Annotated in this window: 24 protein-coding genes; 6 read left to right on the forward strand and 18 right to left on the reverse strand. The window is 73.8% G+C overall.

The genetic code is table 11. From position 1 onward, the window contains the following. Window positions 1-9: 9 nt before the first annotated feature. Entirely contained in the window at window positions 10-177 is a 168-nt protein-coding gene (locus tag ACFXMG_RS15395; protein ID WP_383826987.1) for a hypothetical protein, read from the reverse strand. Next, window positions 174-1,061, reverse strand: a complete 888-nt coding sequence (locus tag ACFXMG_RS15400; protein ID WP_383827004.1) for a polysaccharide deacetylase family protein — start codon at window positions 1,059-1,061, stop codon at window positions 174-176. The genes ACFXMG_RS15395 and ACFXMG_RS15400 overlap by 4 nt, the downstream gene beginning before the upstream one ends. A 214-nt stretch (window positions 1,062-1,275) precedes the next feature. On the opposite strand from ACFXMG_RS15400, the gene ACFXMG_RS15405 reads away from it, so the two are divergent. Further along, the gene (locus tag ACFXMG_RS15405; protein ID WP_383826984.1) at window positions 1,276-2,460 is read left to right on the forward strand and encodes a methyltransferase domain-containing protein; all 1,185 of its coding nucleotides are present in this window, start codon (window positions 1,276-1,278) and stop codon (window positions 2,458-2,460) included. Here ACFXMG_RS15405 and ACFXMG_RS15410 read toward each other — a convergent pair. From ACFXMG_RS15410 to tsaB, 6 genes are all read right to left on the reverse strand, one after another. Beyond that, a complete protein-coding gene (locus tag ACFXMG_RS15410; protein ID WP_383826981.1) occupies window positions 2,396-3,061 on the reverse strand; it encodes a hypothetical protein in 666 nt (221 codons plus the stop codon). The genes ACFXMG_RS15405 and ACFXMG_RS15410 overlap by 65 nt on opposite strands. Before the next feature lie 128 nt (window positions 3,062-3,189). Beyond that, window positions 3,190-4,026: a polysaccharide deacetylase family protein gene (locus ACFXMG_RS15415; protein ID WP_383826978.1), complete on the reverse strand. Its 837-nt coding sequence runs from the start codon at window positions 4,024-4,026 to the stop codon at window positions 3,190-3,192. A 102-nt stretch (window positions 4,027-4,128) separates the two neighbouring features. Further along, window positions 4,129-4,389 carry a hypothetical protein gene (locus tag ACFXMG_RS15420; RefSeq protein WP_383826975.1) on the reverse strand — a complete coding sequence of 87 codons (261 nt, stop codon included), beginning with the start codon at window positions 4,387-4,389 and terminating at the stop codon, window positions 4,129-4,131. Further along, window positions 4,386-5,504 carry a tRNA (adenosine(37)-N6)-threonylcarbamoyltransferase complex transferase subunit TsaD gene (tsaD, locus tag ACFXMG_RS15425; protein WP_383826972.1) on the reverse strand — a complete coding sequence of 373 codons (1,119 nt, stop codon included), beginning with the start codon at window positions 5,502-5,504 and terminating at the stop codon, window positions 4,386-4,388. The genes ACFXMG_RS15420 and tsaD overlap by 4 nt, the downstream gene beginning before the upstream one ends. Then, a complete protein-coding gene (gene rimI, locus ACFXMG_RS15430; RefSeq protein ID WP_383827001.1) occupies window positions 5,504-5,965 on the reverse strand; it encodes a ribosomal protein S18-alanine N-acetyltransferase in 462 nt (153 codons plus the stop codon). Before rimI ends, tsaD begins: the two co-directional genes overlap by 1 nt. Window positions 5,966-6,003: 38 nt before the next feature. Then, window positions 6,004-6,663: a tRNA (adenosine(37)-N6)-threonylcarbamoyltransferase complex dimerization subunit type 1 TsaB gene (gene tsaB, locus ACFXMG_RS15435; protein ID WP_383826969.1), complete on the reverse strand. Its 660-nt coding sequence runs from the start codon at window positions 6,661-6,663 to the stop codon at window positions 6,004-6,006. A 145-nt stretch (window positions 6,664-6,808) separates the two neighbouring features. Between tsaB and ACFXMG_RS15440 the strand changes: the two genes are divergently transcribed. After that, window positions 6,809-7,351 (forward strand): hypothetical protein, encoded by a 543-nt coding sequence (locus ACFXMG_RS15440; RefSeq protein WP_383826999.1) that lies wholly within the window; start codon window positions 6,809-6,811, stop codon window positions 7,349-7,351. Window positions 7,352-7,424: 73 nt separating this feature from the next. Here the strand turns inward: ACFXMG_RS15440 and ACFXMG_RS15445 are convergent, their stop codons facing one another. The 6 genes from ACFXMG_RS15445 to ACFXMG_RS15470 form a co-directional block, all read right to left on the reverse strand. Further along, window positions 7,425-7,595, reverse strand: coding sequence for a hypothetical protein (locus ACFXMG_RS15445; protein WP_383826966.1), 171 nt, complete (start codon window positions 7,593-7,595; stop codon window positions 7,425-7,427). Window positions 7,596-7,718: 123 nt separating this feature from the next. After that, entirely contained in the window at window positions 7,719-8,219 is a 501-nt protein-coding gene (gene tsaE, locus ACFXMG_RS15450; protein WP_383826964.1) for a tRNA (adenosine(37)-N6)-threonylcarbamoyltransferase complex ATPase subunit type 1 TsaE, read from the reverse strand. 10 nt (window positions 8,220-8,229) lie between these two features. Beyond that, window positions 8,230-9,378 carry an alpha/beta fold hydrolase gene (locus ACFXMG_RS15455; RefSeq protein ID WP_383826961.1) on the reverse strand — a complete coding sequence of 383 codons (1,149 nt, stop codon included), beginning with the start codon at window positions 9,376-9,378 and terminating at the stop codon, window positions 8,230-8,232. 6 nt (window positions 9,379-9,384) lie between these two features. Continuing rightward, window positions 9,385-10,536, reverse strand: coding sequence for an alanine racemase (gene alr / locus ACFXMG_RS15460; RefSeq protein ID WP_383826958.1), 1,152 nt, complete (start codon window positions 10,534-10,536; stop codon window positions 9,385-9,387). Window positions 10,537-10,557: 21 nt separating this feature from the next. Next, window positions 10,558-11,409: a L,D-transpeptidase family protein gene (locus ACFXMG_RS15465; protein WP_383826955.1), complete on the reverse strand. Its 852-nt coding sequence runs from the start codon at window positions 11,407-11,409 to the stop codon at window positions 10,558-10,560. 394 nt (window positions 11,410-11,803) lie between these two features. Further along, window positions 11,804-13,255, reverse strand: a complete 1,452-nt coding sequence (locus ACFXMG_RS15470; protein WP_383826952.1) for an NAD(P)H-hydrate dehydratase — start codon at window positions 13,253-13,255, stop codon at window positions 11,804-11,806. A 155-nt stretch (window positions 13,256-13,410) separates the two neighbouring features. Between ACFXMG_RS15470 and ACFXMG_RS15475 the strand changes: the two genes are divergently transcribed. Together ACFXMG_RS15475 and ACFXMG_RS15480 are read left to right on the forward strand one after the other, a co-directional pair. Then, a complete protein-coding gene (locus ACFXMG_RS15475; RefSeq protein ID WP_383826949.1) occupies window positions 13,411-13,980 on the forward strand; it encodes a hypothetical protein in 570 nt (189 codons plus the stop codon). Further along, on the forward strand, window positions 13,977-15,428 hold the full coding sequence (locus tag ACFXMG_RS15480) for a YncE family protein (RefSeq protein ID WP_383826947.1): 1,452 nt from the start codon (window positions 13,977-13,979) through the stop codon (window positions 15,426-15,428). The genes ACFXMG_RS15475 and ACFXMG_RS15480 overlap by 4 nt, the downstream gene beginning before the upstream one ends. A 133-nt stretch (window positions 15,429-15,561) precedes the next feature. Here the strand turns inward: ACFXMG_RS15480 and ACFXMG_RS15485 are convergent, their stop codons facing one another. Together ACFXMG_RS15485 and glmS are read right to left on the reverse strand one after the other, a co-directional pair. Next, complete coding sequence (locus ACFXMG_RS15485) at window positions 15,562-15,930, reverse strand: holo-ACP synthase (protein ID WP_383826945.1); 369 nt, start codon at window positions 15,928-15,930, stop codon at window positions 15,562-15,564. A gap of 17 nt (window positions 15,931-15,947) precedes the next feature. After that, a complete protein-coding gene (glmS, locus tag ACFXMG_RS15490; RefSeq protein WP_383826943.1) occupies window positions 15,948-17,795 on the reverse strand; it encodes a glutamine--fructose-6-phosphate transaminase (isomerizing) in 1,848 nt (615 codons plus the stop codon). 131 nt (window positions 17,796-17,926) lie between these two features. Between glmS and coaA the strand changes: the two genes are divergently transcribed. Then, complete coding sequence (gene coaA, locus ACFXMG_RS15495; protein WP_383826940.1) at window positions 17,927-18,934, forward strand: type I pantothenate kinase; 1,008 nt, start codon at window positions 17,927-17,929, stop codon at window positions 18,932-18,934. A 2-nt stretch (window positions 18,935-18,936) separates the two neighbouring features. Continuing rightward, window positions 18,937-19,887 (forward strand): DUF389 domain-containing protein, encoded by a 951-nt coding sequence (locus tag ACFXMG_RS15500; RefSeq protein WP_383826937.1) that lies wholly within the window; start codon window positions 18,937-18,939, stop codon window positions 19,885-19,887. A 90-nt stretch (window positions 19,888-19,977) separates the two neighbouring features. Here ACFXMG_RS15500 and glmM read toward each other — a convergent pair whose 3' ends face one another. Both glmM and rpsI read right to left on the reverse strand, forming a co-directional pair. Continuing rightward, window positions 19,978-21,336 (reverse strand): phosphoglucosamine mutase, encoded by a 1,359-nt coding sequence (gene glmM, locus ACFXMG_RS15505; RefSeq protein WP_383826934.1) that lies wholly within the window; start codon window positions 21,334-21,336, stop codon window positions 19,978-19,980. Window positions 21,337-21,449: 113 nt separating this feature from the next. Further along, the gene (gene rpsI / locus ACFXMG_RS15510; protein WP_030750225.1) at window positions 21,450-21,962 is read right to left on the reverse strand and encodes a 30S ribosomal protein S9; all 513 of its coding nucleotides are present in this window, start codon (window positions 21,960-21,962) and stop codon (window positions 21,450-21,452) included. Between the last annotated feature and the right edge of the window lie 15 nt (window positions 21,963-21,977).

Consider the following 21,977-nt stretch of genomic DNA (forward strand, 5'->3'; position numbering starts at 1 on the left):
CGGCGGAGGTCAGTCCCGGGCTCCCTCCGCCCGGACCCGCTCCTGGTGGCCGGTCTCGTGGTCGCCGACGCGCTCCACCGCCTTGCGGCCGAGGCGTTCGAGCGGGTCGACGGCGGAGGCGCAGCCGGTGAGGCCGAGGAGGAGTGCGGCGACCACGAGCGGGCGCAGCCGGCTCATACGTAGTCCTCCAGCTTGGCGACCGCGTACCCCTTGGACGTGATCACGTTCATGACCCGGCGGATCATGTCGGGCATGCTGCCCTTCCAGTCCTCCTCGCCGCGGAAGTGGGTGAGGACGATGTCGCCGGGGTGCAGGTCGCGGTCCCACTCGCGCCACTCCATGTGGTCGGGGAACGCCTCGGAGGCCCAGAGCGGGACGGCCTTGACGCCGCAGGACTTCGCGGCGCGCAGGGTGTCCTCGTTGTAGTTGCCGTACGGCGGCCGGAAGAGCTCGGGGCGCTTGCCGTACTTCTTCTCGATGACGTCCTGCATCCCGCAGATCTCGCGCTTCTGGCGGGCGTAGGAGAGTCCGGGCAGGTACTTGTGGTTGAGGGTGTGGTTGTGGAGGGCGACCCCGCCGGGCTGCGACTTCTGCATCTTCCCGAAGTAGGCGTAGTCGTCGCTGACCACGTAGTCGCTGAGGAAGGCGCTGTACGGGATCTTCAGGTCGCTCATCATGCGGATGAGCTCGGGGTCCTTCTCGGCGCCGTCGTCGATCGTCAGGAAGACGATCTTCTCCTTGGTGGGGACGGTGGTGAAGACGGGCGGGAGGCCCTCGCCGTCGGTCTCGAAGCCCTTCCGGGTGGTGATCTTCGGCTTCTTCTTGGGCGGGGCGGGCGCTTCGAGGGGGGCGAGCTTGAGGCCCCACTTCTTCGCGGCGGCGGCCCGGGCGGCACGCTGCTTCACCAGCGCCGCCTTCTTCTCCGCGGCGAGCTGGGCGGCGGTCTTGGCGGGGGCCTGCTGGCCGGCGGCGGGGGCGGGGGCGCCGGAGGAGCCGGGCTCGGAGCCGCTCCCGCAGGCGGCGGTGGAGGTGAGGGCGGCGACGAGGAGCGCGGCACCCAGGGCACGGCGTGACTGGCCCTTGCGCGCGTGACTCTTGGGTGAGCGACCCTTGGGCGAGTGGCTCCTAGGCGAGTGACCCTTTGCCATCATTTCTTCCTTTTGTCGTATGAGCGGTATGGCGCCGCATCCTGTCAGCGCGACCCGCCCCTTCCGGCCGCGACACCGCCGTACCGGCCCCGCCGTCCCCCACCCGGCCCACAGGGAGAATGGAACGGTGACCGACCTCGCCGCCTTCTCCGCCCTGCTCACCCCCGAGGGCCAGACGCTCCTCGCCGCCCTGCGCGACTACGACCCCGCCCAGGAGCTGGCGGTCGCCTCCCGGCTGCGCCGCGACCACCCCGCCGAGCTGGTCTCGGCCGCCCTCGGCCAGGCCCGGCTGCGGCAGCGCGCGGTGGCGAAGTTCGGCGCCGAGGACGCGTACCGCATGTACTTCACGCCGCACGGCGTCGAGCAGTCCACCCGGGCCACCGTCGGCGCCTACCGCGCGGCCCGGCTCAGGGAACTCGGCGTCGGCAGCGTCGCCGACCTCTGCTCCGGCATCGGGGGCGACGCGCTCGCCCTCGCCCGCGCCGGGATCTCCGTCCTCGCCGTCGACCGGGACCCCCTCACCGCCGAGGTCGCCCGCGCCAACGCCGCCGCGCTCGGCCTCGCGGACCTGATCGAGGTGCGCTGCGCCGACGTCACCGAGATCGACACCAGCCCGTACGACGCCGTCTTCGTCGACCCGGCGCGGCGCGGCGGCCGGGGCCGGATCTTCGACCCGGAGGCGTACTCCCCGCCGCTCTCCTGGGCGGTCCAGGCCGCCCGCCGGGCCCCGCGCGCGGCCCTGAAGATCGCCCCCGGCATCCCCCACGAGACCGTCCCCGACGAGGCCGAGGCCGAGTGGATCTCGGACGGCGGCGACGTGAAGGAGGCCGTCCTCTGGTTCGGTACGGAGCCGGGCGCGCGCCGCGCCACCCTGCTGCCCTCCGGCGCGAGCCTCACCGGCCGCGGCCTGCCCGACCCGGCGGTCCGCCCCGTCGACCGTTACCTCTACGAGCCGGACGGCGCGGTCATCCGCGCCCACCTGGTCGCCGAGGTCGCCGAGGAGCTGTCCGGCGGCCTGATCGACGCGACGATCGCCTACGTCACCTCCGACGTCCTCGCCCCCACCCCGTACGCCTCCGCCTACGAGATCACCGACGAACTCCCCTTCAACCTCAAGAAGTTGAAGGCCCTGCTGCGCGAACGCGAAGTGGGCACCCTGACGGTGAAGAAGCGCGGCTCGGCCGTGGAACCCGAGGAGATCCGGCGAAAGGTAAAGCCGAAGGGGCCGCACTCCGCGACGGTGCTCCTCACACGTGTCGCGGGGGCTCCGACGATGCTGATCGGGCACCCCGTGCGGGCGGAGCGACCCTGATCGCCATCCGGTAGTGCCCGACGGCCTTGAAGAGCCCGATCAGGCCGTTGATCCAGAAGATCAGCGCGACACCCATGCCGTACGCGACGAAGTAGTAGCCCCCGTACTCCAGGGTCGCCCCGGCCGGCACGGCGAAGCCCAGCCACAGCCCGAGCCCGCACAGGGCGGCGGAGAGCAGCATCCAGCAGGCGCTCTGCACGGGCCGGCGCAGCCGCGCGTCCGCCGCCGCGTCCCGGTCCAGCGCGGCCCAGGCGGCGAACCGTTCCCTCACCACGCGGTCCCGCCGCACCCCGCGCGCGACGAGCCAGACGCCCGGCACCATCACGCCGAGGCCGAGGGCGGCGGCGAACAGCCCGATGAGGAGGGTGATCGGGTCGAGGAGCGCCCCGCCGGCGTCGATCAGCAGCATGCCCACCAGGCCCCAGCCCAGCTGGAGCAGCAGCACCGAACCGGCGAACAGCGCGAACCGCCCGCCGCCGAGCAGCCGCCGCCCCAGCACGTCGAGCGCCCTCGCCCGGTCGGCAAGCAGCGCCCCCCGGTCGGGCCAGCTGCGGACCTCGGCGGGCGGGGGCGGCGGGGGCAGGGGCGTACGCGGAGACATGCCCAGAACCCTAGGCCCCGCCCCCCAACTCCCTTACGCGGCCCCGCAAGAGCGCCCGCTCGCTGTCAGGGTCGTACTCGCGCGTGAAGGCCGGCAGGGCCGCGGCGCCGTCATCCGATCCGGTGAGCTCAGACGTAGTCCTCCAGGCGGGCCACCGTGAAGCCCTGTTCCTGGATCTTGCGGAGCATCGTCGCCGTCATCTCGGTCATCGTGCGGCCCTTGAGCTCGGCGGGGCCGCGGAAGTGGGCGAGGACGATGTCGCCGGGGTGGAGCTTCCGGTCGCCGCGCTGGTACTGCATGTTCTTGATCTGCATGGACTCGCGCCAGAGGACGATCGCGTCGACGCCGCACTCCCCGGCCGCCGCGCGGGTGGCCTCGTTCCAGTTGCCGAAGGGCGGCCGGAAGAGGCGCGGGGCGGTGCCGTACCGCTCGCGCAGCTTCTCCCGCTGGCCGCAGATCTCGCGGCGCTGGGCGTCCTGGGAGAGGGTGCGCAGGTTCGGGTGGGTGAGGGTGTGGTTGGCGACGCCGTGCCCCTGGGCGACGAGCGGGTCGAAGTAGCCGTAGTTCCCGCTGATCACCGAGTCGGTGAGGAACATGGTGAAGGGGACGTCCAGCTCGTCCATCATCCGCACGAACTCCGGGTCCTTCTCGGCCCCGTCGTCGATGGTGAGGAAGACGACCTTCTCGTCGGTCGGTATGTCGCTGATCACCGGGACCGGCCCGCCGGGCGCCCGCTTCACCGGCTTGACGGCCGGCGGGGCGGGCGGGGCCGGGAGGGGCTTCAGGCCCCACTTCCGGTACGCGGCGGCCCGGGCGGCCTCGGGAGCCTGGGCCGGCTCCGGGGCGGCGGCCTTCGCCGAGGGCGTCGCCGCGTCGGGGACGGCCGCCGGGGCCTGGGCCGTGCAGCCCGTCACCAGGAGGGTCACCGCCGTCAGCGCCGCCCATACCGCGATCTGCTTCTTCACAGGCTGTGGGATGCCCGCTAGGCCCGAAAGGTTGCCCGATCGCCGAACGAATCCCCGAACGAATCCCCGAACGGATCCCGAGCGAGTCCCCGAACGGATCGCCTATTCGACCGATTCGAAGCGCCAGCGGTGGACCGGCCGGGTGATCAGCGCGGCGTCCGGCTCCGGCAGCTCGGGCAGCTCGGCGTCGAGCCGGTCCGCCTCCCACCAGGTGAGGACGAGGACCCGGTCCTGAGGCGCCCGGAAGACCTCCCGGCGCAGCGGCTCGCGCGCCAGCACCCGGGCCCGGGCCCGCGCCCACTCCAGGAGCTCGGGGCCCCGGCCCTGCACGGCGCGGGCCTCCCACATCAGCGTGACCCTCACGAGTACAGGTTCTCCTTGCTGATCTCGTGCACGTGGTCGTGGGTGTGGCCATGCGCGTGGTCATGGGTGCGACCGGGCACGTGCGGGTCCGTCACCGGCAGCGAGGAGTCCGCCGACAGCTCGAAGTCGGAGGCCGCCCGGTTGCGGGCCACCATCTCCGAGCCGAGCGCCGCGACCATCGCGCCGTTGTCGGTGCACAGGCCCGGCCGGGGCACCCGGAGCCGGATCCCGGCCCGCTCGCAGCGCTCCTCGGCGAGCGCCCGCAGCCGCGAGTTCGCGGCCACGCCGCCGCCGATCATCAGGTGGTCGACGCCCTCGTCCTTGCAGGCCCGGACGGCCTTGCGGGTGAGGACGTCCACCACGGCCTCCTGGAAGGACGCGGCCACGTCCCGGACCGGCACCTCCTCGCCCGCCGCCCGCTTCGCCTCGATCCAGCGGGCCACGGCCGTCTTGAGACCGGAGAAGGAGAAGTCGTACGCCGGGTCCTTGGCGCCGCTCAGACCGCGCGGGAACGCGATGGCGGCCGGGTCGCCCTCCCTGGCGAGCCGGTCGATGACCGGGCCGCCCGGGAAGCCCAGGTCGAGGACCCGCGCGATCTTGTCGAACGCCTCGCCCGCCGCGTCGTCGATGGTCGCGCCCAGCGGCCGCACGTCGGAGGTGATGTCGGCGGAGAGCAGCAGCGAGGAGTGCCCGCCGGAGACGAGCAGCGCCATCGTCGGCTCGGGCAGCTTGCCGTGCTCCAGCTGGTCGACGCAGATGTGCGAGGCCAGGTGGTTGACGCCGTACAGCGGCTTGCCCAGCGCGTAGGCGTACGCCTTGGCGGCGGAGACGCCGACGAGCAGGGCGCCCGCGAGACCGGGGCCCGCGGTGACCGCGATGCCGTCGAGGTCCTTCGCGGACACCCCGGCGGTCTTCAGGGCCCGCTCGATCGTCGGGACCATCGCCTCCAGGTGCGCCCGCGAGGCGATCTCGGGCACGACGCCGCCGAAGCGGGCGTGGGTGTCGACGCTGGAGGCCACGGCGTCGGCGAGGAGGGTGGTCCCGTGGACGATGCCGACGCCGGTCTCGTCGCAGGAGGTCTCGATGCCGAGGACCAGCGGTTCGTCAGCAGCCATCAGATCTCAGTCCCAGTTCCTTGAACGATAAGTCGCATCACGAGCGCGTCGACGTTGCCCGGCTGGTAGTAGCCGCGCCGGAAGCCGATGGGCTCGAAGCCGAAGCGCTCGTACAGCTTCTGCGCCCGGGTGTTGTCCACGCGCACTTCGAGCAGGACCTCGTCGCACTCGAAGGCCGTGGCGTGCTGGAGGAGGTCGGTGAGGAGCCGGGCGCCGAGCCCGGTGCCCCACTGCGCGCGGGAGACGGCGATGGTCTGGACGTCCCCGAGCCCGCCGGCCGCGGCCAGGCCCGCGTAGCCGGCCAGCTCCCCGGCGGCGGTCTCCGCGACCACGTACCGCCGGGTGGCCCGGGGCCCGCGCGCGTGCGCCAGCTCGGACCAGAACATCCCCTCCGACCAGGCGTCCTCGGGGAAGAGGTCCGCTTCCAGGGCGAGCACCTCCGGCAGGTCCCACCAGCGCATCTCGCGCAGGACGGCACCGCCGGCCACCGCTGCCCCGGTCACTTGGGGGTGACCACCTTGTAGTTCTTCGGCACCTGCGCGTCGGGCCGCCGCAGGTACATCGGCTGCGGGTCGAGGAAGCCCTCGCCGCCCGCGGCCAGCCGCTCCGCCGCGAGCGCGGCGAGCGCCCCGGCGGACTGGTGCTCGGGCCCGCGGGCGTCGGGGAAGGCGTCCGGGTAGAGCAGGGCGCCCGCGCCGACGACCGGCAGCCCGGCGAGCCGCTCGGCGATCTCGGCGGGCCGGTCGACGGAGGCGTCGGTGACCCGGGTGCGGGCGTCGTCGTACCGCGCCCAGTAGACCTCCTTGCGGCGGGCGTCCGTCGCCACGGCGAAGGGGCCCTCGATCCCGGAGGCGTACGCGAGGCCGTCCAGGGTGCACAGGCCATGCACGGGCACCCCGCCGAGGGCGGAGGAGAAGGCGGCGGCGGTGACGAGCCCGACCCGGAGGCCGGTGTAGGGGCCGGGGCCGACCCCGACCACGATCCCGGTCACCGCGTCGAGCGCGGTCCCGGCCTCCTTCAGGACCCGGTCGACGGCGGGGAGCAGCAGCTCCCCGTGACGGCGGGCGTCGACGCGGGTCGACTCGGCGACGACGGCCTTGCCGTCGTGGAGGGCGACGGTGACGGCGGGGGTGGCGGTATCCATGGCGAGCAACAGCACGCGAACAGCCTACGGCGCCACGAGCGGGCGATGCGGCGCGCGGCCCTCCGGGGGCCCTGCTGCTACCGTCGGGCCGGACAGCTCGTCAGGCTCGGCACGTACGTACGAAGAGGTGGAGACGGTGGCTAGGAGCAGCTCGGGATTCGTGGCCGGGCTCACCGCGGCGGCCGTCGCCGCGGTCGCCTTCCTCGCCTACCAGGCGTCGGCGAGCGTGCCGGCGGACCTCGCGGAGCGGCCCCGTACGCCCGGCACGGTCGCTCCGTCGGCGTCGGCGCCGGCCGGGGCGAAGAAGCCGGCGAAGAACCCGCTGACGGTGCCGGGTGCCTCGGGCACGGGCGAGCGCGTGGTGTACTCCCTGGCCGACCGCCGGGTGTGGCTGGTCGACGGGAAGAACAAGGCGCTGCGCACCTTCGCGGTGGCGCCGAGCTCGGTGAGCCCGGCGCCGGGGGCGTACGCGGTGACCTCCCGGTCCGGCTCGGTGCGCGGCTCCGACGGGGTGCAGATCGAGCACGTGGTCCGCTTCGCGACGGTGGAGAACGTGACGGTCGGCTTCAGCGCGGCGGTGGACGGCTCGATGCCCTCGCCCGACCCGGCGAAGAAGACCGGCGGCATCCGGATGAAGCGGGCGGACGGCGACGCGATGTGGACCTTCGCGTCGATCGGCGCGAAGGTCGTCGTCGTCGCCTGACGCGGGATCCCTTACGGGTACGCCGGCCCGCTTTCTGTTACGCGTACGCCCGGCTCGTCCTTACCCGTACGGGTTACGCGGCCTCGTCCCTGAGGTCCTGCTCGGGTTCCTCCGGGGCGGGGGCGAGGGTGGGGCGCGGTGGGGTCGAGACGGCGCTGGCCGCGGCGCAGGCGGCCAGCAGCTCGCTCATCGAGACGCGCTCCTCGGCGGTGCGGTCGTCGCGCTCCGGCATCTGCGTCGCCATGCATGCCTCCCGTAGGTTAGGTTCACCTAACCAGCTCGTGCGTCCATGTCACCACGGCGCGGAGCGGCGGCGCAACATTTTCCCGACATGCTGTCGGAACCTACGTACCCCGAGGGGGCGCGTTCACAGCAGCGCGAGGTCCTCGTCGGCCCAGCGTTCCCCGACGCCGCGCAGCACGACCGTGCGCCGGTCGTCGTCGGTGTCGCCGGTGACGCGGTGGATGAGGACGTGCAGCCGGTCGTCGGTGAGCTCCTCGACCTTGCCGTCGCCCCACTCCACGACCACCACGGACTCGGGCAGCGAGACGTCGAGGTCCAGGTCCTCCATCTCGTCGAGCCCGCCGCCGAGCCGGTACGCGTCGACGTGGACGAGGGCCGGGCCGCCGACGAGCGAGGGGTGGACGCGGGCGATGACGAAGGTCGGCGAGGTGACCGCGCCCCGCACGCCCAGGCCCTCGCCGAGGCCGCGGGTCATCGTGGTCTTCCCGGCGCCCAGCTCGCCGGTGAGCATGACGAGGTCGCCGGGGCGGAGGATCTTCGCGAGCCGGCGGCCGAGCTCCTGCATCTGCTCGGGGGAGTCGACGGGGAGGGTGGCGCCGGAGACGGGCGGGTGCGCTGCTTCCATACCCGCCAACCTATCCGTTCGCGGGGTCCTCCCCCGAGCCCGGAGGGAGGGCCCCGGCCGCGGCCAGGAGCCGTACCAGCGCCTCGGTGACGGCCGCGGGCCGCTCCAGCATCACCAGGTGGCCTGCGTCGGGGACGACGAGCAGTTCGGCGCCGGGCAGTTCGGCGGCGATGGCCTCGGTGTGGGAGGCGGGGGTGACGAGGTCCTGGTCGCCGGCGAGGGCGAGCGCGGGGAGGCCGCGGAAGGCGGCGAGGGCGAGCCGCTTGTCGTGCTCGGCGAAGGCGGGGTAGAACTCGGCGACGACGTCGACGGGGGCGGACTCGATCATCCGCTCGGCGAAGCGGACGACGGCCGGGTCCACGTCCCGCGAGGCGAAGGAGTACTTCTTCACCAGCCCGGCGAAGAGGTCGGCGGTGGCCCGCCGCCCCTTCTCGACCAGCTCCGCCTGGGAGCCGAGGGCCCGCAGCACCCCGGGCAGGACCCGGCGGACCGCGTTGACGCCGGCGAGCGGCAGCCCGTACGAGACCTCCTCCAGGCGGCCCGAGGAGGTGCCGACGAGGGCGACGCCCACGACCCGGTCCCGCACCAGCTCCGGGTACCGCTCGGCGAGCGCCATCACCGTCATGCCGCCCATGGAGTGCCCGACGAGGACGAGGGGCCCCTCGGGCGCGGCGGCGTCGATGACGGCCCTGAGGTCCCGCCCGAGCCGGTCGATGGTGACGGGCACCCCGTCGGCCCCCGCCTGGGAAGCCCCGCGGGCGGACCGCCCGTGCCCCCGCTGATCCCAGTAGACGGCCCGGACCCGCCCGCGCAGGGCCTCCCGCTGGTAGTGCCAGGAGTCCTGACCGAGACAGAAACCGTGCGAGAAGACGACGGTGACGGGCGAGGTGCCTTCGGCCGGCTCGCCGGTCCCGGTGGCCTCTTCGATCTCGTACGCCAAGGCCGTGCCGTCGTCGGCCAGGGCGCGGCCCGAGGTGCCTCGGAGGGTGCCGTACGGGCCGGTGGCGTCCAGGGCCAGGCGGGCCTTCTGGCGTACCGAGCGGCCCACCGTCAGGCGCTCGATCGCCACTCCGGCCGCCGCGCCGGCGGCCAGCACGCCTATCGCGGCACCGGCGAAGCCCGCGCGCCGCCAGCCGCTCCCCCCGGTCCCCTCCCCCATGGCGGGCTACTCCCCCACGTAGACGCGCGGCACGCGGGCGCCGATCCGGGTGACGATCTCGTACGCGATGGTGTCGGCGGCCTCCGCCCAGTCCTGGGCGGTCGGCTCGCCGTGTTCGCCGGAGCCGAAGAGGACGGCCTCGGTGCCGGGCTCGGGCCGGTCGCCGCCGAGGTCGACGACGAACTGGTCCATGGCGACCCGCCCGGCGACCGTGCGGACCCTGCCGTCGACGAGGACAGGGCCGCGGCCGGAGGCGTGCCGGGGGATGCCGTCGGCGTAGCCCACCGGGATCAGGCCGAGGGTGGTCTCGCCGCCGGTGACGTAGTGGTGCCCGTAGGAGACGCCGTGGCCGGGCGGCACCTCCTTGACGAGCGCGACGCTCGCCTTCAGCGACATCACCGGGCGCAGGCCCAGCTCGGCGGAGGTGCCGAGCTCGGGCGCGGGCGAGACGCCGTACATCGCGATGCCGGGGCGGACCAGGTCGAAGTGGGTCTCGGGGAGGGTGAGCGTGGCCGGCGAGTTGGCGATGTGCCGGACCTCGGGCTCGATGCCCGCCTTCTCCGCGTGGTCGAGCATCGAGCGGAAGACGTCGAGCTGGGCGGCGATGGAGGGGTGGCCGGGTTCGTCCGCGCAGGCGAGGTGGGACCAGAGGCCGGTGACCTTGACCAGCCCCTCCTTCTCGGCGTTCAGGGCCTCGGAGACCAGCGCGGGCCAGTCGGCGGGCTGGCAGCCGTTGCGCCCGAGGCCGGTGTCGGCCTTGAGCTGGATACGGGCCGTGCCGCCGGTGCGGCGGGCCGCGGCGGTAACCTCGTCGAGGGCCCACCGGCCGCTGACCGCCATGTCGAGCCCGGCCTCGATCCCCTCGTCCCAGGGGTCGCCGGGGGTCCACAGCCAGCACAGCACCGGGACGCCGGTGATCCCCGCGGCGCGCAGGGCCAGCGCCTCCTGCGGGGTGGCCGTGCCGAGCCACTCCGCGCCCGCGTCGAGGGCGGCGCGGGCGCAGCGCACGGCGCCGTGTCCGTACGCGTCGGCCTTGACCACGGCCATGACCCGGACGTGGGGGGCGACGCGGGCGCGCAGCGCGCGGACGTTCGCGCGCAGCGCCCCGAGGTCGATCTCGGCGCGGGCCCGGCGGGGCGGGAGTGCTGTCTCAGTCATCGCGCCCAGTCTCTCAGGTGGTCACAGCCCCGGCCGCTTGCCCCAGATGTAGACCCGGTCACCCTGGCGGAGGACGGACCAGAGTTTCTCGGCGTTCTTGTAGCTCAGGTTCACGCAGCCGCGGCTTCCGGTGGGGGTGGCGATGGGCCCGTAGACGCCGTGGAACGCCTGGCCGCCGTCGAAGAACTGGGAGAACGGCATCGGTGTGTCGTAGATGGTCGACCAGTGGTCCTTGTGGCGCCAGTAGACGGAGTGCCAGCCGGTGCGGGTGCGGTAGCCGGCCCTGCCGCTGCGGATGTTGACCACGGCGTACGTCAGCTTCTTGCCCTTCTGCACCCACATCAGCTCGCGGTTCAGGTCGACGCAGGCGACGGGGTAGGTGCGGACGGGGCACTTCCCGGCGGCGTTGGGGTTCTTGCGGGCGGCGAGGAGTTCGGCGCGGCCCCAGGTGACGGGGCCCGCGTAGCCGTTGGCGGGCTTGATCTTCTGCTTGGTCTGGAAGGCGCGGATCGCCTTGCAGTCGGCGGCGGACTGCTTGCCGTCCACCTTCAGCTTCAGCAGCCGCTCGACCTGCCGCTGGTACAGCCCGGTCTGCGCGGTGCAGGCGGCCTTGGTGGCGTCGCGCGGGAGGTACTCGACGAGCTCGTCGACCTCCTCCTCCGGCACGGGCACGGGGATCTCGCCGTCGGGCGCGATCGGCGGCAGGACCTGGTCGGGGGTGTCCATCGGGTACTCGGGGCGCCCGGCACCCGCGATCCCGGGAACGAGGACGTCGAGGGCGGGGTCGGGCTCCTCCCCGTACGCGGGGACGGCGCCGCCCAGCAGGGCGGCGGCGAGCAACGGCAACAGGATGCGCTTTCTCCAACTGATCACCCCCCCATCCGACCCCGCCCCCGACACCCCCGCCACGCGCTGACCCCCGCCCGGCGCAACGGGGTTGGGCCGGGCGGGGGGGGTGGGGCGGGGGTCGGGGCCGGGGGGGGCGGGGGCAGGGGGTGGCGCGCGAGGTCAGGGCTCGGCTCAGGGATCGGGGCGGCGCGAGGGTCGGGGCGCGGGTCAGTGCGGCTGAGGGCGCGGGTCGGGGCTGGGGTCGGCACGGCTGAGGGCGCGGGTCGGGGCTCGGGCCGGCGCGCGCGGCACAGGCCCCGGGCAGCGCGGGGGTCAGGGCCCGGGGGCAGCACGCGGATCGGGGCCCGGGGGCAGCGCGTGCGTCAGGGCCCGGGACGGCGCGCGGCGCAGGCCCGGGGCGGCACGCGCGGCGCGCCGCTCAGGGCTCGCGTACGTCCTGCCAGGCGGCGCTGAGCGCGTCGGCGACCTCCGTCGCGGTGATCGGGGCGGTGCCGGTGGCGGCGCGGCGGGCTGCTAGGCCGTGCAGGTAGGCGGCGCAGGAGGCGGCGTCCACGGGGGCGAGACCGGCGGCGAGGAGGGAGCCGGCGAGGCCGGAGAGGACGTCGCCGGAGCCGGCGGTGGCGAGCCACGGGGTGCCGGTCGGGTTGACCCGGACGGGGCCGGTGCCGCCGGGACCGCAGACGAGAGTCGTGGAGCCCTTGAGGAGGACCGTCGCGCCATAGCGCGCGGCGAGTTCGCGGACGGCGGCGAGCCGCCCGGCCTCCACGGCGGCCCGCTCAATCCCCAGCAGCGCCGCCGCCTCGCCCGCGTGCGGGGTGAGCAGGGTGGGCGCGGACCGCTGCCGTACGGCGTCCGGGTCCAGGGCGCGCAGTCCGTCCGCGTCGACCAGGACGGGCACGTCGGAGGCGAGCACCTCGGCGACGGCGACCCGGGCGCCGGGCCCGTCGCCGAGACCGGGGCCGACGACCCACGCCTGGACACGGCCGGCCTTCTCGGGCGGGCCCTCGTGCACCAGGGTCTCCGGGTGCGCGGCGATCACCGCGTCGCGCGCGTGGCCCACGTACCGGACGGCTCCGGCGCCGCCGCGCAGCGCGCCCGCGACGGCGAGGACGGCGGCGCCGGGGTAGCGGGCGGAGCCGGCGACGACCCCGAGGACGCCCCGCCGGTACTTGTCGCTGGCCGCACCGGGTTCGGGCAGCAGCCAGGCCACGTCCTGGTGCTGGAGCGCCTCGACGTCGGGCACGGAGGGGAGGGTGGCGGCGAGCCCGATGTCCACGAGCCGCAGCGCGCCCGCGTACTCCCGCGCGGGGTCGACGAGGAGTCCGGGCTTGTACGTGCCGAAGGTGACGGTCGCGTCGGCGCGCAGGGCCTCGCCGCTGACCTCGCCGGTGTCGGCGTCGACGCCGCTGGGCAGGTCGACGGCGACCACGACCGCGTCGGAGCCGCGCGCGGCCCGCGCGACGGGCACGGCGTCGGGGCGCAGTCCGCCGCGCCCGCCGATGCCGGTGATCCCGTCGAGGACCAGATCGGCGGCGGCCAGCGCCTCGTACGGGTCCTCGGTGACGCGCCCGCCGGCCGCCCGCAGCGCGGCGAGCCCGGCCCCGTGCGCGCGGGCGCCGAGCAGCACGGCGGTGACCCCGGCGCCGCGCCGGGCGAGCCGGGCTCCGGCGTAGAGGGCGTCGCCGCCGTTGTCGCCGCTGCCGACGAGGAGGACGACCCGGGACCCGTACACCCGCCCCTTGCCCAGCAGCGAGCAGCAGGCGGCGGCGAGTCCGGCGGCGGCCCGCCGCATCAGCGCGCCCTCCGGCAGCCCCGCCATCAGCTCGGCCTCGGCGGCCCGGACGGTCTCCACGTGATGAGCGGTACGCATGGGCAGCAGTCTGCCGCAGGAACGGGGGCCCCGCCCGGAGGCCCGGACGCGCCGCCTCCCAAGCACGGGCCGGAAAGCGCGGGTTGACGACCCCTCACCCTCCAACTTAGGTTTGCCTTACCTAACCAATCCTGCCCCGGAAGGCCGGCTTCGCCATGCGCACCCGCACCCGCACCGCTCTCACCTCCGCCCTCGCCCTCGCCTCCGCGAGCGCCCTCACCCTCGGCCTCGCCTCCTCCGCCTCGGCCGCCACCGCGGGCCGCACGGTCACCGACGGCACCCGCAGCTACACGCTCTCCCTCACCGCCCCGAACACCGCCGCGGCGACCGGCGCCAACGTCACGGTCAGCGGCACCGGCTACAACCCCGACCAGGGTGTCTACGTGGGCCTCTGCGCCATACCCGCGGGGGTGAACACGGCCGACCCGGCCACCTGGAACAGCAAGCCCACCCCCTGCCTGGGCGGCCAGGACGAGACCGGCACCACCGGCGCCTCCCACTGGGTGAACAGCGACTGGTACTGGATGTCCCCGTCCAACTCCTCCCCGTTCACCGAGGCGTCCGGCCTCGGCTCCTTCTCCGTCCAGATCCACGTCAAGGCCCAGCTCTCCTCCACCGTCACCTGCGGCCAGTCCGGCATCACCTGCGCGATCGTCACCCGCGCCGACCACTTCGACAGCTCCGACCGCAAGTACGACGTCTACGTCCCGGTCACCTTCCAGTGAGAACAGCCCTCCTGACGGCCGTCGCCGCGCTCGCCCTCACGGGCGTGGCGGCGGTCCCGGCCCCGGCCGGACCGCACCACGAGACGCTCCGCACGATCACGCCGCCCACCGGGGCGGCGCTCGACGCCGAGGTCGACCCCGTCGCCGACCGGCTCTACGTGAGCAGCAGCGACGGCGCCTCGCACCGGCTCACCGTGTACGACACGGGCACCGGTGCCGTCGTCGGCGAGCCGGTGCCGCTGCCCGCGCCGGCGACCGTCCTCGCGCTCGGCCCTGGCGGCACGCTCCACCTCGGGCTCTCCACCCGGATCGCCGCCTACGACCCGGCGACCCGCACCCTCACCGACGACCGCATCCCGGTCACCGGCAGCGTCACCCTGCTCGCCGCCGACCCCGTCCAGGGCCGGCTGTACGTCGGCAACCAGGCCGCGAAATCGGTGACCGTGTACGACACCGCGACCGGCGCGGCCGTCGGCGAGCCCGTCGTGCTTCCCTTCCACCCGGCCGGACTCGCCGTCGACACCACCCGCCACACCGGGTACGCCACCTACGTCGGCGGCGCCGTCGAGAACGGCTCGGTCGTCTACAAGAACGTGCTCAACACCGTCGACGGCACCACCGGCCGCCTCACCGGCAGCGTCAGCATCGGCAGCACCGCCCTCGGCTCCATGGGCGTCACCGTCGACCCGTCCACCCGCACCGGATACGTCGCCAACCTGGCCGCCGGCACCGTCTCCGTCGTCGACCTCGCAGCGGAGCGCGTCACCGGCACCCTCCCCGTCCCCGGAAACCCGAAGGCCCTCGCGTACGACCCCGGCACCGCCACCCTCTACGCGGCGCAGACCGGCACCTCGTCGGTCGCGGTCGTCGACCCGGCGAAGGGCGAGGTCACCGAGACCGTCGCGACCGGCGAGCGCCCGGCCGCCCTCGCCCTGGACCCCGAGGACCACACGCTCTACACCGTGGCGGGCGGCGCGGTCACCCAGACGATCCGCAGGCCCCCGGTCGAACCGACCCCGGAACCGACCCCGACGCCCACTCCTACCCCGACCCCTACGCCCACCCCTACGCCCACCCCGACCGGTGAACCGACGCCGACGCCGACGCCGACACCGACGCCTACGCCGACTCAGACGCAGACCGGTGAACCGACCCCGACCGGCGAACCCACCGAGCCCACCGAGGAACCCACGGCCGAACCCACCGGCGAACCGACACCGACCGGCGAGCCGACCAGCGAACCGACCGACCCGTCCTCCCCCTCCCCCACCACGGCCCCAACCCCCGACAGCACCCCGCCCTCCACCCCCGGCACGGCCCTCGCCTCCACCGGCAGCGGTCGTACCGTCACCCTCGCCCTCGCGGCCGTCGCCTTCGGCGCCGTCGGCGGCACCGCCGTCTTCCTGGCCCGGCGGCGGCAGCGCGGCGAGGAGGGACCCGCCTCCTAGGCGGCACGGACCCCGCGCGCGGCACTCGCAACCATCGCCGGCCCTGGCAGTCGCGCGCGGCACGGAACGGGGCCCGGTACCGCCTCCCCGCGGCCGGGCCCCGCTTCCGTACCCACTCCCGTACCCGTACGGCTCATCCCTCGGCGATCACCACCGCCGAGGCCACCCCGGCGTCATGGCTCAGCGAGACGTGCCAGTGCTTCACGCCCAGCTCGGCCGCGCGGGCCGCGACCGTGCCGCTGACCCGCAGCCGGGGCCGGCCGGTGGCCTCGACGTACACCTCCGCGTCCGTCCACAGCAGGTTGCCCGGCGCGCCGAGCGCCTTCGCCAGGGCCTCCTTCGCGGCGAAGCGCGCCGCGAGGGAGGCCGGGCCGCGGCGCTCGCCGCTCGGCAGGAGCAGCTCGTCGTCCACGAAGAGGCGCTGAACGAGCGCCGGTGTCCGTTCCAGCGACGCGGCGAAACGGTCGATCTCCGCCACGTCGATCCCCACCCCGATGATCATTCCTTCTAACCCCTCACTCACTCCACCGTCACGGACTTGGCCAGGTTGCGCGGCTGGTCCACCTCGTTGCCCCGCGCGGTCGCCAGCTCGCAGGCGAAGACCTGGAGCGGCACCGTGGAGACGAGCGGCTGGAGCAGCGTGGGCGTGGCGGGGACGCGGACGAGGTGGTCGGCGAAGGGGACGACGGCCTCGTCGCCCTCCTCCGCGATCACGATCGTCCGGGCACCGCGCGCCCGGATCTCCTGGATATTGGAGACGATCTTGTCGTGGAGGACCGAGCGCCCCTTAGGCGAGGGCACCACGACGACGACCGGCAGGTCCTCCTCGATGAGCGCGATCGGCCCGTGCTTCAGCTCGCCCGCCGCGAAGCCCTCGGCGTGCATGTACGCCAGCTCCTTGAGCTTCAGCGCGCCCTCCAGGGCCACCGGGTAGCCGACGTGCCGGCCGAGGAAGAGGATCGTGTTCTTGTGGGCGAGGGAGCGGGCCAGGGCCCGGACGGGCTCCATGGTCTCCAGGACCCGCTCGACCTCCTCGCCGATCCTGGCGAGTTCGCGGACGACGGCGTGGATCTCGTCGCCCCACTTGGTGCCGCGCACCTGCCCCAGGTAGAGGGCGAGGAGGTAGCAGGCGACGAGCTGGGTGAGGAACGCCTTCGTGGAGGCGACGGCGACCTCGGGCCCGGCGTGCGTGTAGAGCACGGCGTCGGACTCCCGGGGGATGGTCGACCCGTTGGTGTTGCAGATGGCGAGGACCTTGGCGCCCTGCTCGCGCGCGTGCCGCAGCGCCATCAGCGTGTCCATGGTCTCGCCGGACTGCGAGACGGCGATGACGAGCGTCCGCTGCCCGAGGATCGGGTCGCGGTAGCGGAACTCGCTGGCCAGCTCCACCTCGCAGGGGATGCGGGTCCAGTGCTCGATGGCGTACTTGGCGATGAGCCCGGCGTGGAAGGCGGTGCCGCAGGCGATGATGACGACCTTGTCGGCCTCGCGGAGCACGGCGTCGGGGATGCGCACCTCGTCGAGGGTGAGCCGCCCGTTCGCGTCGATCCGCCCGAGGAGGGTGTCGGCGACGGCCTTCGGCTGCTCGGCGATCTCCTTGAGCATGAAGTGGTCGTAGCCTCCCTTCTCCGCGGCGGAGGCGTCCCAGTCGACGTGGAAGGCGCGGACGTCGGCCGGCGCGCCCTCGAAGTCGGTGACGGTGACGCCGTCCCTGGTCAGCTCGACGACCTGGTCCTGCCCGAGCTCGATCGCGGACCGGGTGTGGGCGATGAAGGCGGAGACGTCGGAGGCGAGGAAGTTCTCCCCCTCCCCCACGCCGACGACGAGCGGCGAGTTCCGCCGCGCGCCGACCACGACCTCGGGCTGGTCGGCGTGGACGGCGACCAGGGTGAAGGCCCCGTCGAGCCGCCGGCAGACCAGCCGCATCGCCTCGGCGAGGTCGCCGACCGACGAGAACTCCTCCGCGAGGAGGTGCGCGACGACCTCGGTGTCGGTCTCCGAGAGCAGCTCGTGCCCGCGCTCGCCGAGCTCCTCGCGCAGGGCGGCGAAGTTCTCGATGATCCCGTTGTGCACGACGGCGACCCGGCCCGCGTTGTCCAGGTGCGGGTGGGCGTTGGCGTCGGTGGGGCCGCCGTGGGTGGCCCACCGGGTGTGCCCGATGCCGACGGAGCCTCCGGCCAGCGGCCGGTCGACGAGTTCCTTCTCCAGGTTGACGAGCTTGCCCGCCTTCTTCGCGGCGGCGAGCCCGCCGTCCGCGAGCACGGCGACCCCGGCCGAGTCGTACCCCCGGTACTCCAGCCGCTTCAGTCCCGCGACGACCACATCAAGCGCCGACTGCCCGCCGACGTATCCCACGATTCCGCACATGACGGCAGCCTACGGCCGGAGCGGGCCCCCGGCCCGGACCCCGCACGGAGTCGGAGCGGCCCGCCGTCAACCGCCCGGCACGTGACCCACCCCACGGTCCACGGCGCGCGGGAACCCGGGACAATGGCGGGGTGATCACTTCGCCGCCACGAAGCGCCAACGGCACCGGAGCCGGGAACGGCGGGACCCGCAGGGCCCCCGAGGCGACCCCGTACGTCGACCTCACCCGCTCCGAGTGGAGCGCCCTGCGCGACAAGACCCCGCTCCCCCTCACCGCCGACGAGGTCGAGCGGCTCCAGGGGCTGGGCGACGTCATCGACCTCGACGAGGTCCGGGACGTCTACCTGCCCCTCTCCCGGCTGCTCAACCTGTACGTGCAGGCCACCAGCGGGCTGCGCGGGGCGCTGAACACCTTCCTCGGCGAGAAGGCCGAGCAGCGGGGCACCCCGTTCGTCATAGGGGTCGCCGGCTCGGTCGCCGTCGGCAAGTCGACGGTGGCCCGCCTCCTCCAGGCGCTCCTCGCCCGCTGGCCCGAGCACCCGCGGGTGGAGCGGATCACCACCGACGGCTTCCTCTACCCGATGGAGGAACTGAAGGCGCGCGGGCTGATGTCCCGGAAGGGCTTCCCCGAGTCGTACGACCGCAGGGCGCTGACCCGCTTCGTCGCCGACGTGAAGGCGGGCAAGGACGAGGTCACCGCGCCGGTCTACTCGCACCTGATCTACGACCGGGTGCCGGGCGAGCAGCTGGTGGTGCGCCGCCCCGACATCCTCATCGTCGAGGGGCTGAACGTCCTCCAGCCGGCGCTGCCCGGCAAGGACGGGCGGACCCGGGTGGGCCTCGCCGACTACTTCGACTTCTCCGTCTACGTGGACGCCCGGCCGGAGGACATCGAGGGCTGGTACCTGAACCGTTTCCGCAAGCTGCGCGAGACCGCGTTCCAGGACCCTTCCTCGTACTTCCGGCGCTGGACGCAGGTCTCCGAGGAGGAGGCGCTGGACTACGCCCGCACGATGTGGCGGACCGTCAACCGGGTGAACCTGCTGGAGAACGTGGCGCCGACCCGCGGCCGGGCGACCCTCGTCGTCCGCAAGGGCCCCGATCACAAGGTGCAGAGGCTCAGTCTCCGTAAGCTCTGACCATGCTGCATCTGCGGATGATCGTGCCACCGGACCGGACCGAGGCGGTCACCGGGCTGATCGGGTCGACGGTCGGCACCACCCATCTGGTGGTGCTGCCCGGGGCGGCCCGTGACCCCTCGGGGGACCTCGTCATGTGCGACGTCGCCCGTGAGGCGGGGGACGAACTCCTGCACGGGCTGCGGGAGCTGAAGCTGGACCAGGACGGTTCGATCGCGGTCGAGAACATCGACCTGTCGATGTCCGAGCGGGCCGACGCGGCGGAGGGCGACGCGCCGGGCGAGGGCGCGGACGCGGTGCTCTGGGAGCAGTTGGCGGACGCGACGCACGAGGAGTCGACGCTCTCCGTCACGTATCTGTCCTTCATGGTCCTGGCCACCATGATCGCGGCCTGTGGTGTCGTCCTCGACAACGCGATCCTGATCGTGGGGGCGATGGCGGTGGGCCCGGAGTTCGGCCCGCTCGCCGGGGTGTGCACGGCGATCGTGCAGCGGGCGCCGCGGCTCGCGGTCCGCTCGCTGGTGGCGCTGCTCGCCGGCTTCCTGGCCGCGATCGCGGTCACGACCCTGTTCAGCCTGCTGATGGACTGGCTCGACCTGTTCAGCAGGGCGCAGCTGGACGCCGAGCGGCCGCAGACGTCCTTCATCTGGCAGCCGGACCCGTTCTCCTTCGTGGTGGCCCTGCTCGCGGGCGCGGCGGGCACCCTCTCGCTGACCTCGTCCAAGGCGGGCGCGCTGGTGGGCGTGGCGATCTCGGTGACGACCGTGCCGGCGGCGGCCAACGCGGCGGTGGCGTTCAGCTACGGGGAGGTCGGCCAGACCTGGGGCTCGATCGAGCAGCTGCTGCTGAACCTGCTGGGCATCATGCTGGCCGGGACGCTGACGCTCCTCGCCCAGAAGTGGCTGTGGAAGACGCAGCGGGGCAAGCTGAAGCGCCGTCTGAGGCGGGGCTGAGCACGCCGGTTCGGGATATGGGTATACGGGAAAGGGCCCCGCCGCACCGGATGCGACGGGGCCCTTCCTCTCACCCGTACGGGCGGGGGGCTAGCCCAGCGCGGACTTGACCACGTCGGCGAGGCGCTGCGCGACGGCGCGGGCCTGCTCGATGTCGGCGGCTTCGACCATGACGCGGACCAGCGGCTCGGTGCCGGAGGAGCGGAGCAGGACGCGGCCGGTGGTGCCCAGCTCGCGCTCGGCGTCGGCGACGGCGGCGGCCAGCTCGGCGGAGGTGGTGACGCGCGACTTGTCGACGTCCTTCACGTTGATGAGGATCTGCGGCAGCCGCTCCATGACGGAGGCCAGCTCGGCGAGGGACTTGCCGGTGGCGGCGACGCGGGCGGCCAGCATGAGGCCGGTGAGGGTGCCGTCGCCGGTGGTGGCGTGGTCGAGCACGATGACGTGGCCGGACTGCTCGCCGCCGAGGGCGTAGCCGTGCTCCTTCATGGACTCCAGGACGTAGCGGTCGCCGACCGCGGTCTGGACGAGGGTGAGGCCCTCGCGCTCCATGGCGAGCTTGAAGCCCAGGTTGGACATGACGGTGGCGACGACGGTGTCGCCGCGCAGGGTGCCGGCCTCGCGCATGGCGAGGGAGAGCACGGCGAGGATCTGGTCGCCGTCCACCTCCTCGCCGGTGTGGTCGACGGCGAGGCAGCGGTCGGCGTCGCCGTCGTGGGCGATGCCGAGGTCGGCGCCGTGCTCGATGACGGCGGCCTTCAGCAGCCCGAGGTGGGTGGAGCCGCAGCCGTCGTTGATGTTGAGGCCGTCGGGGGCGGCGCCGATGGTGATGACCGTCGCGCCGGCGCGGGTGAACGCCTCGGGCGAGACGCGGGCGGCGGCGCCGTGGGCCTCGTCGAGGACGATCTTGAGGCCGTCGAGGCGGTTGGGCAGCACGCCGAGGAGGTGGCCGACGTAGGTCTCGAAGCCCTCGTCGTAGTCGCGGACGCGGCCGACGCCGGCGCCGGTCGGGCGGTCCCAGGGGGCGCCGGTGCGGTGCTCCTCGTACACGGCCTCGATCTTGTCCTCAAGGTCGTCGGCGAGCTTGTGGCCGCCGCGGGCGAAGAACTTGATGCCGTTGTCGGGCATGGCGTTGTGGCTGGCGGAGAGCATCACGCCGAGGTCGGCGCCGAGGACGCCGGTGAGGTGGGCGACGGCCGGGGTCGGCAGGACGCCGACGCGCAGGACGTCGACTCCGGCGCTGGCGAGACCGGCGACGACGGCCGCCTCCAGGAACTCTCCGGACGCGCGCGGGTCCCGTCCGACCACGGCGGTCGGCCGATGGCCCTCGAAGGTCCCCGCCTCGGCGAGCACGTGCGCCGCCGCGACCGACAGGCCGAGCGCGAGCTCCGCCGTCAGGTCCGCGTTGGCAACGCCGCGTACGCCGTCGGTGCCGAAGAGTCGTCCCACAGCTGTCCTCCGAAAATGCGTGCCCAAGGGGGAAAAAAGGTTATGAAAAAACGTACGCCCCGACGGCACGCGCAGTGCGCCGGGGCGTACGTACAAGCAGTGCTGGCAGGCGATTAACGCTTGCTGTACTGCGGAGCCTTGCGGGCCTTCTTGAGACCGGCCTTCTTCCGCTCGACCGCGCGGTCGTCACGGGAGAGGAAGCCGGCCTTCTTCAGCGCCGGGCGGTTGTTCTCGACGTCGGCCTCGTTCAGGGCACGGGCCACGCCGAGGCGCAGGGCGCCGGCCTGGCCGGAGACACCGCCACCCGCGATGCGGGCGATGACGTCGTAGCGGTTGTCGAGCTCGAGCACCTTGAAGGGCTCGTTGACTTCCTGCTGGTGGACCTTGTTCGGGAAGTAGTCCTCGAGCGTACGCCCGTTGATCTTCCACTTGCCGGTGCCCGGGACGATCCGGACGCGGGCGATGGCGTTCTTGCGACGGCCCAGGCCGGCGGCCGGCTGCGGGTCGCCGAAGCGGGACGCGAGGGACTCGGAGGTGTAGTCACCCTCGACGATCTCGGTCTCGGTGGTGTACTCCTCGACGCCCTCGAACTCGTCGACGGGGGTCTCGGGGGTGGTCTCGGCCACGATGCTCCTCAGATT

The organism is Streptomyces sp. NPDC059201, assembly GCF_042754585.1.
Classification (GTDB): domain Bacteria; phylum Actinomycetota; class Actinomycetes; order Streptomycetales; family Streptomycetaceae; genus Streptomyces.

Excerpts from the sequence above, each read along its gene's own strand:
- ACFXMG_RS15445 (WP_383826966.1), bottom strand. The coding sequence starts at position 7,595 with ATGGCGACGCAGATGCCGGAGCGCGACGACCGCACCGCCGAGGAGCGC.
- glmS (WP_383826943.1), bottom strand. The coding sequence starts at position 17,795 with ATGTGCGGAATCGTGGGATACGTCGGCGGGCAGTCGGCGCTTGATGTG.
- ACFXMG_RS15410 (WP_383826981.1), bottom strand. The coding sequence starts at position 3,061 with ATGTCTCCGCGTACGCCCCTGCCCCCGCCGCCCCCGCCCGCCGAGGTC.
- alr (WP_383826958.1), bottom strand. The coding sequence starts at position 10,536 with ATGACTGAGACAGCACTCCCGCCCCGCCGGGCCCGCGCCGAGATCGAC.
- ACFXMG_RS15485 (WP_383826945.1), bottom strand. The coding sequence starts at position 15,930 with ATGATCATCGGGGTGGGGATCGACGTGGCGGAGATCGACCGTTTCGCC.
- tsaE (WP_383826964.1), bottom strand. The coding sequence starts at position 8,219 with ATGGAAGCAGCGCACCCGCCCGTCTCCGGCGCCACCCTCCCCGTCGAC.
- ACFXMG_RS15395 (WP_383826987.1), bottom strand. The coding sequence starts at position 177 with ATGAGCCGGCTGCGCCCGCTCGTGGTCGCCGCACTCCTCCTCGGCCTC.
- ACFXMG_RS15455 (WP_383826961.1), bottom strand. The coding sequence starts at position 9,378 with ATGGGGGAGGGGACCGGGGGGAGCGGCTGGCGGCGCGCGGGCTTCGCC.
- ACFXMG_RS15475 (WP_383826949.1), top strand. The coding sequence starts at position 13,411 with ATGCGCACCCGCACCCGCACCGCTCTCACCTCCGCCCTCGCCCTCGCC.
- tsaD (WP_383826972.1), bottom strand. The coding sequence starts at position 5,504 with ATGGCTGCTGACGAACCGCTGGTCCTCGGCATCGAGACCTCCTGCGAC.
- ACFXMG_RS15470 (WP_383826952.1), bottom strand. The coding sequence starts at position 13,255 with ATGCGTACCGCTCATCACGTGGAGACCGTCCGGGCCGCCGAGGCCGAG.
- rimI (WP_383827001.1), bottom strand. The coding sequence starts at position 5,965 with ATGCGCTGGTGGGACCTGCCGGAGGTGCTCGCCCTGGAAGCGGACCTC.
- ACFXMG_RS15500 (WP_383826937.1), top strand. The coding sequence starts at position 18,937 with ATGCTGCATCTGCGGATGATCGTGCCACCGGACCGGACCGAGGCGGTC.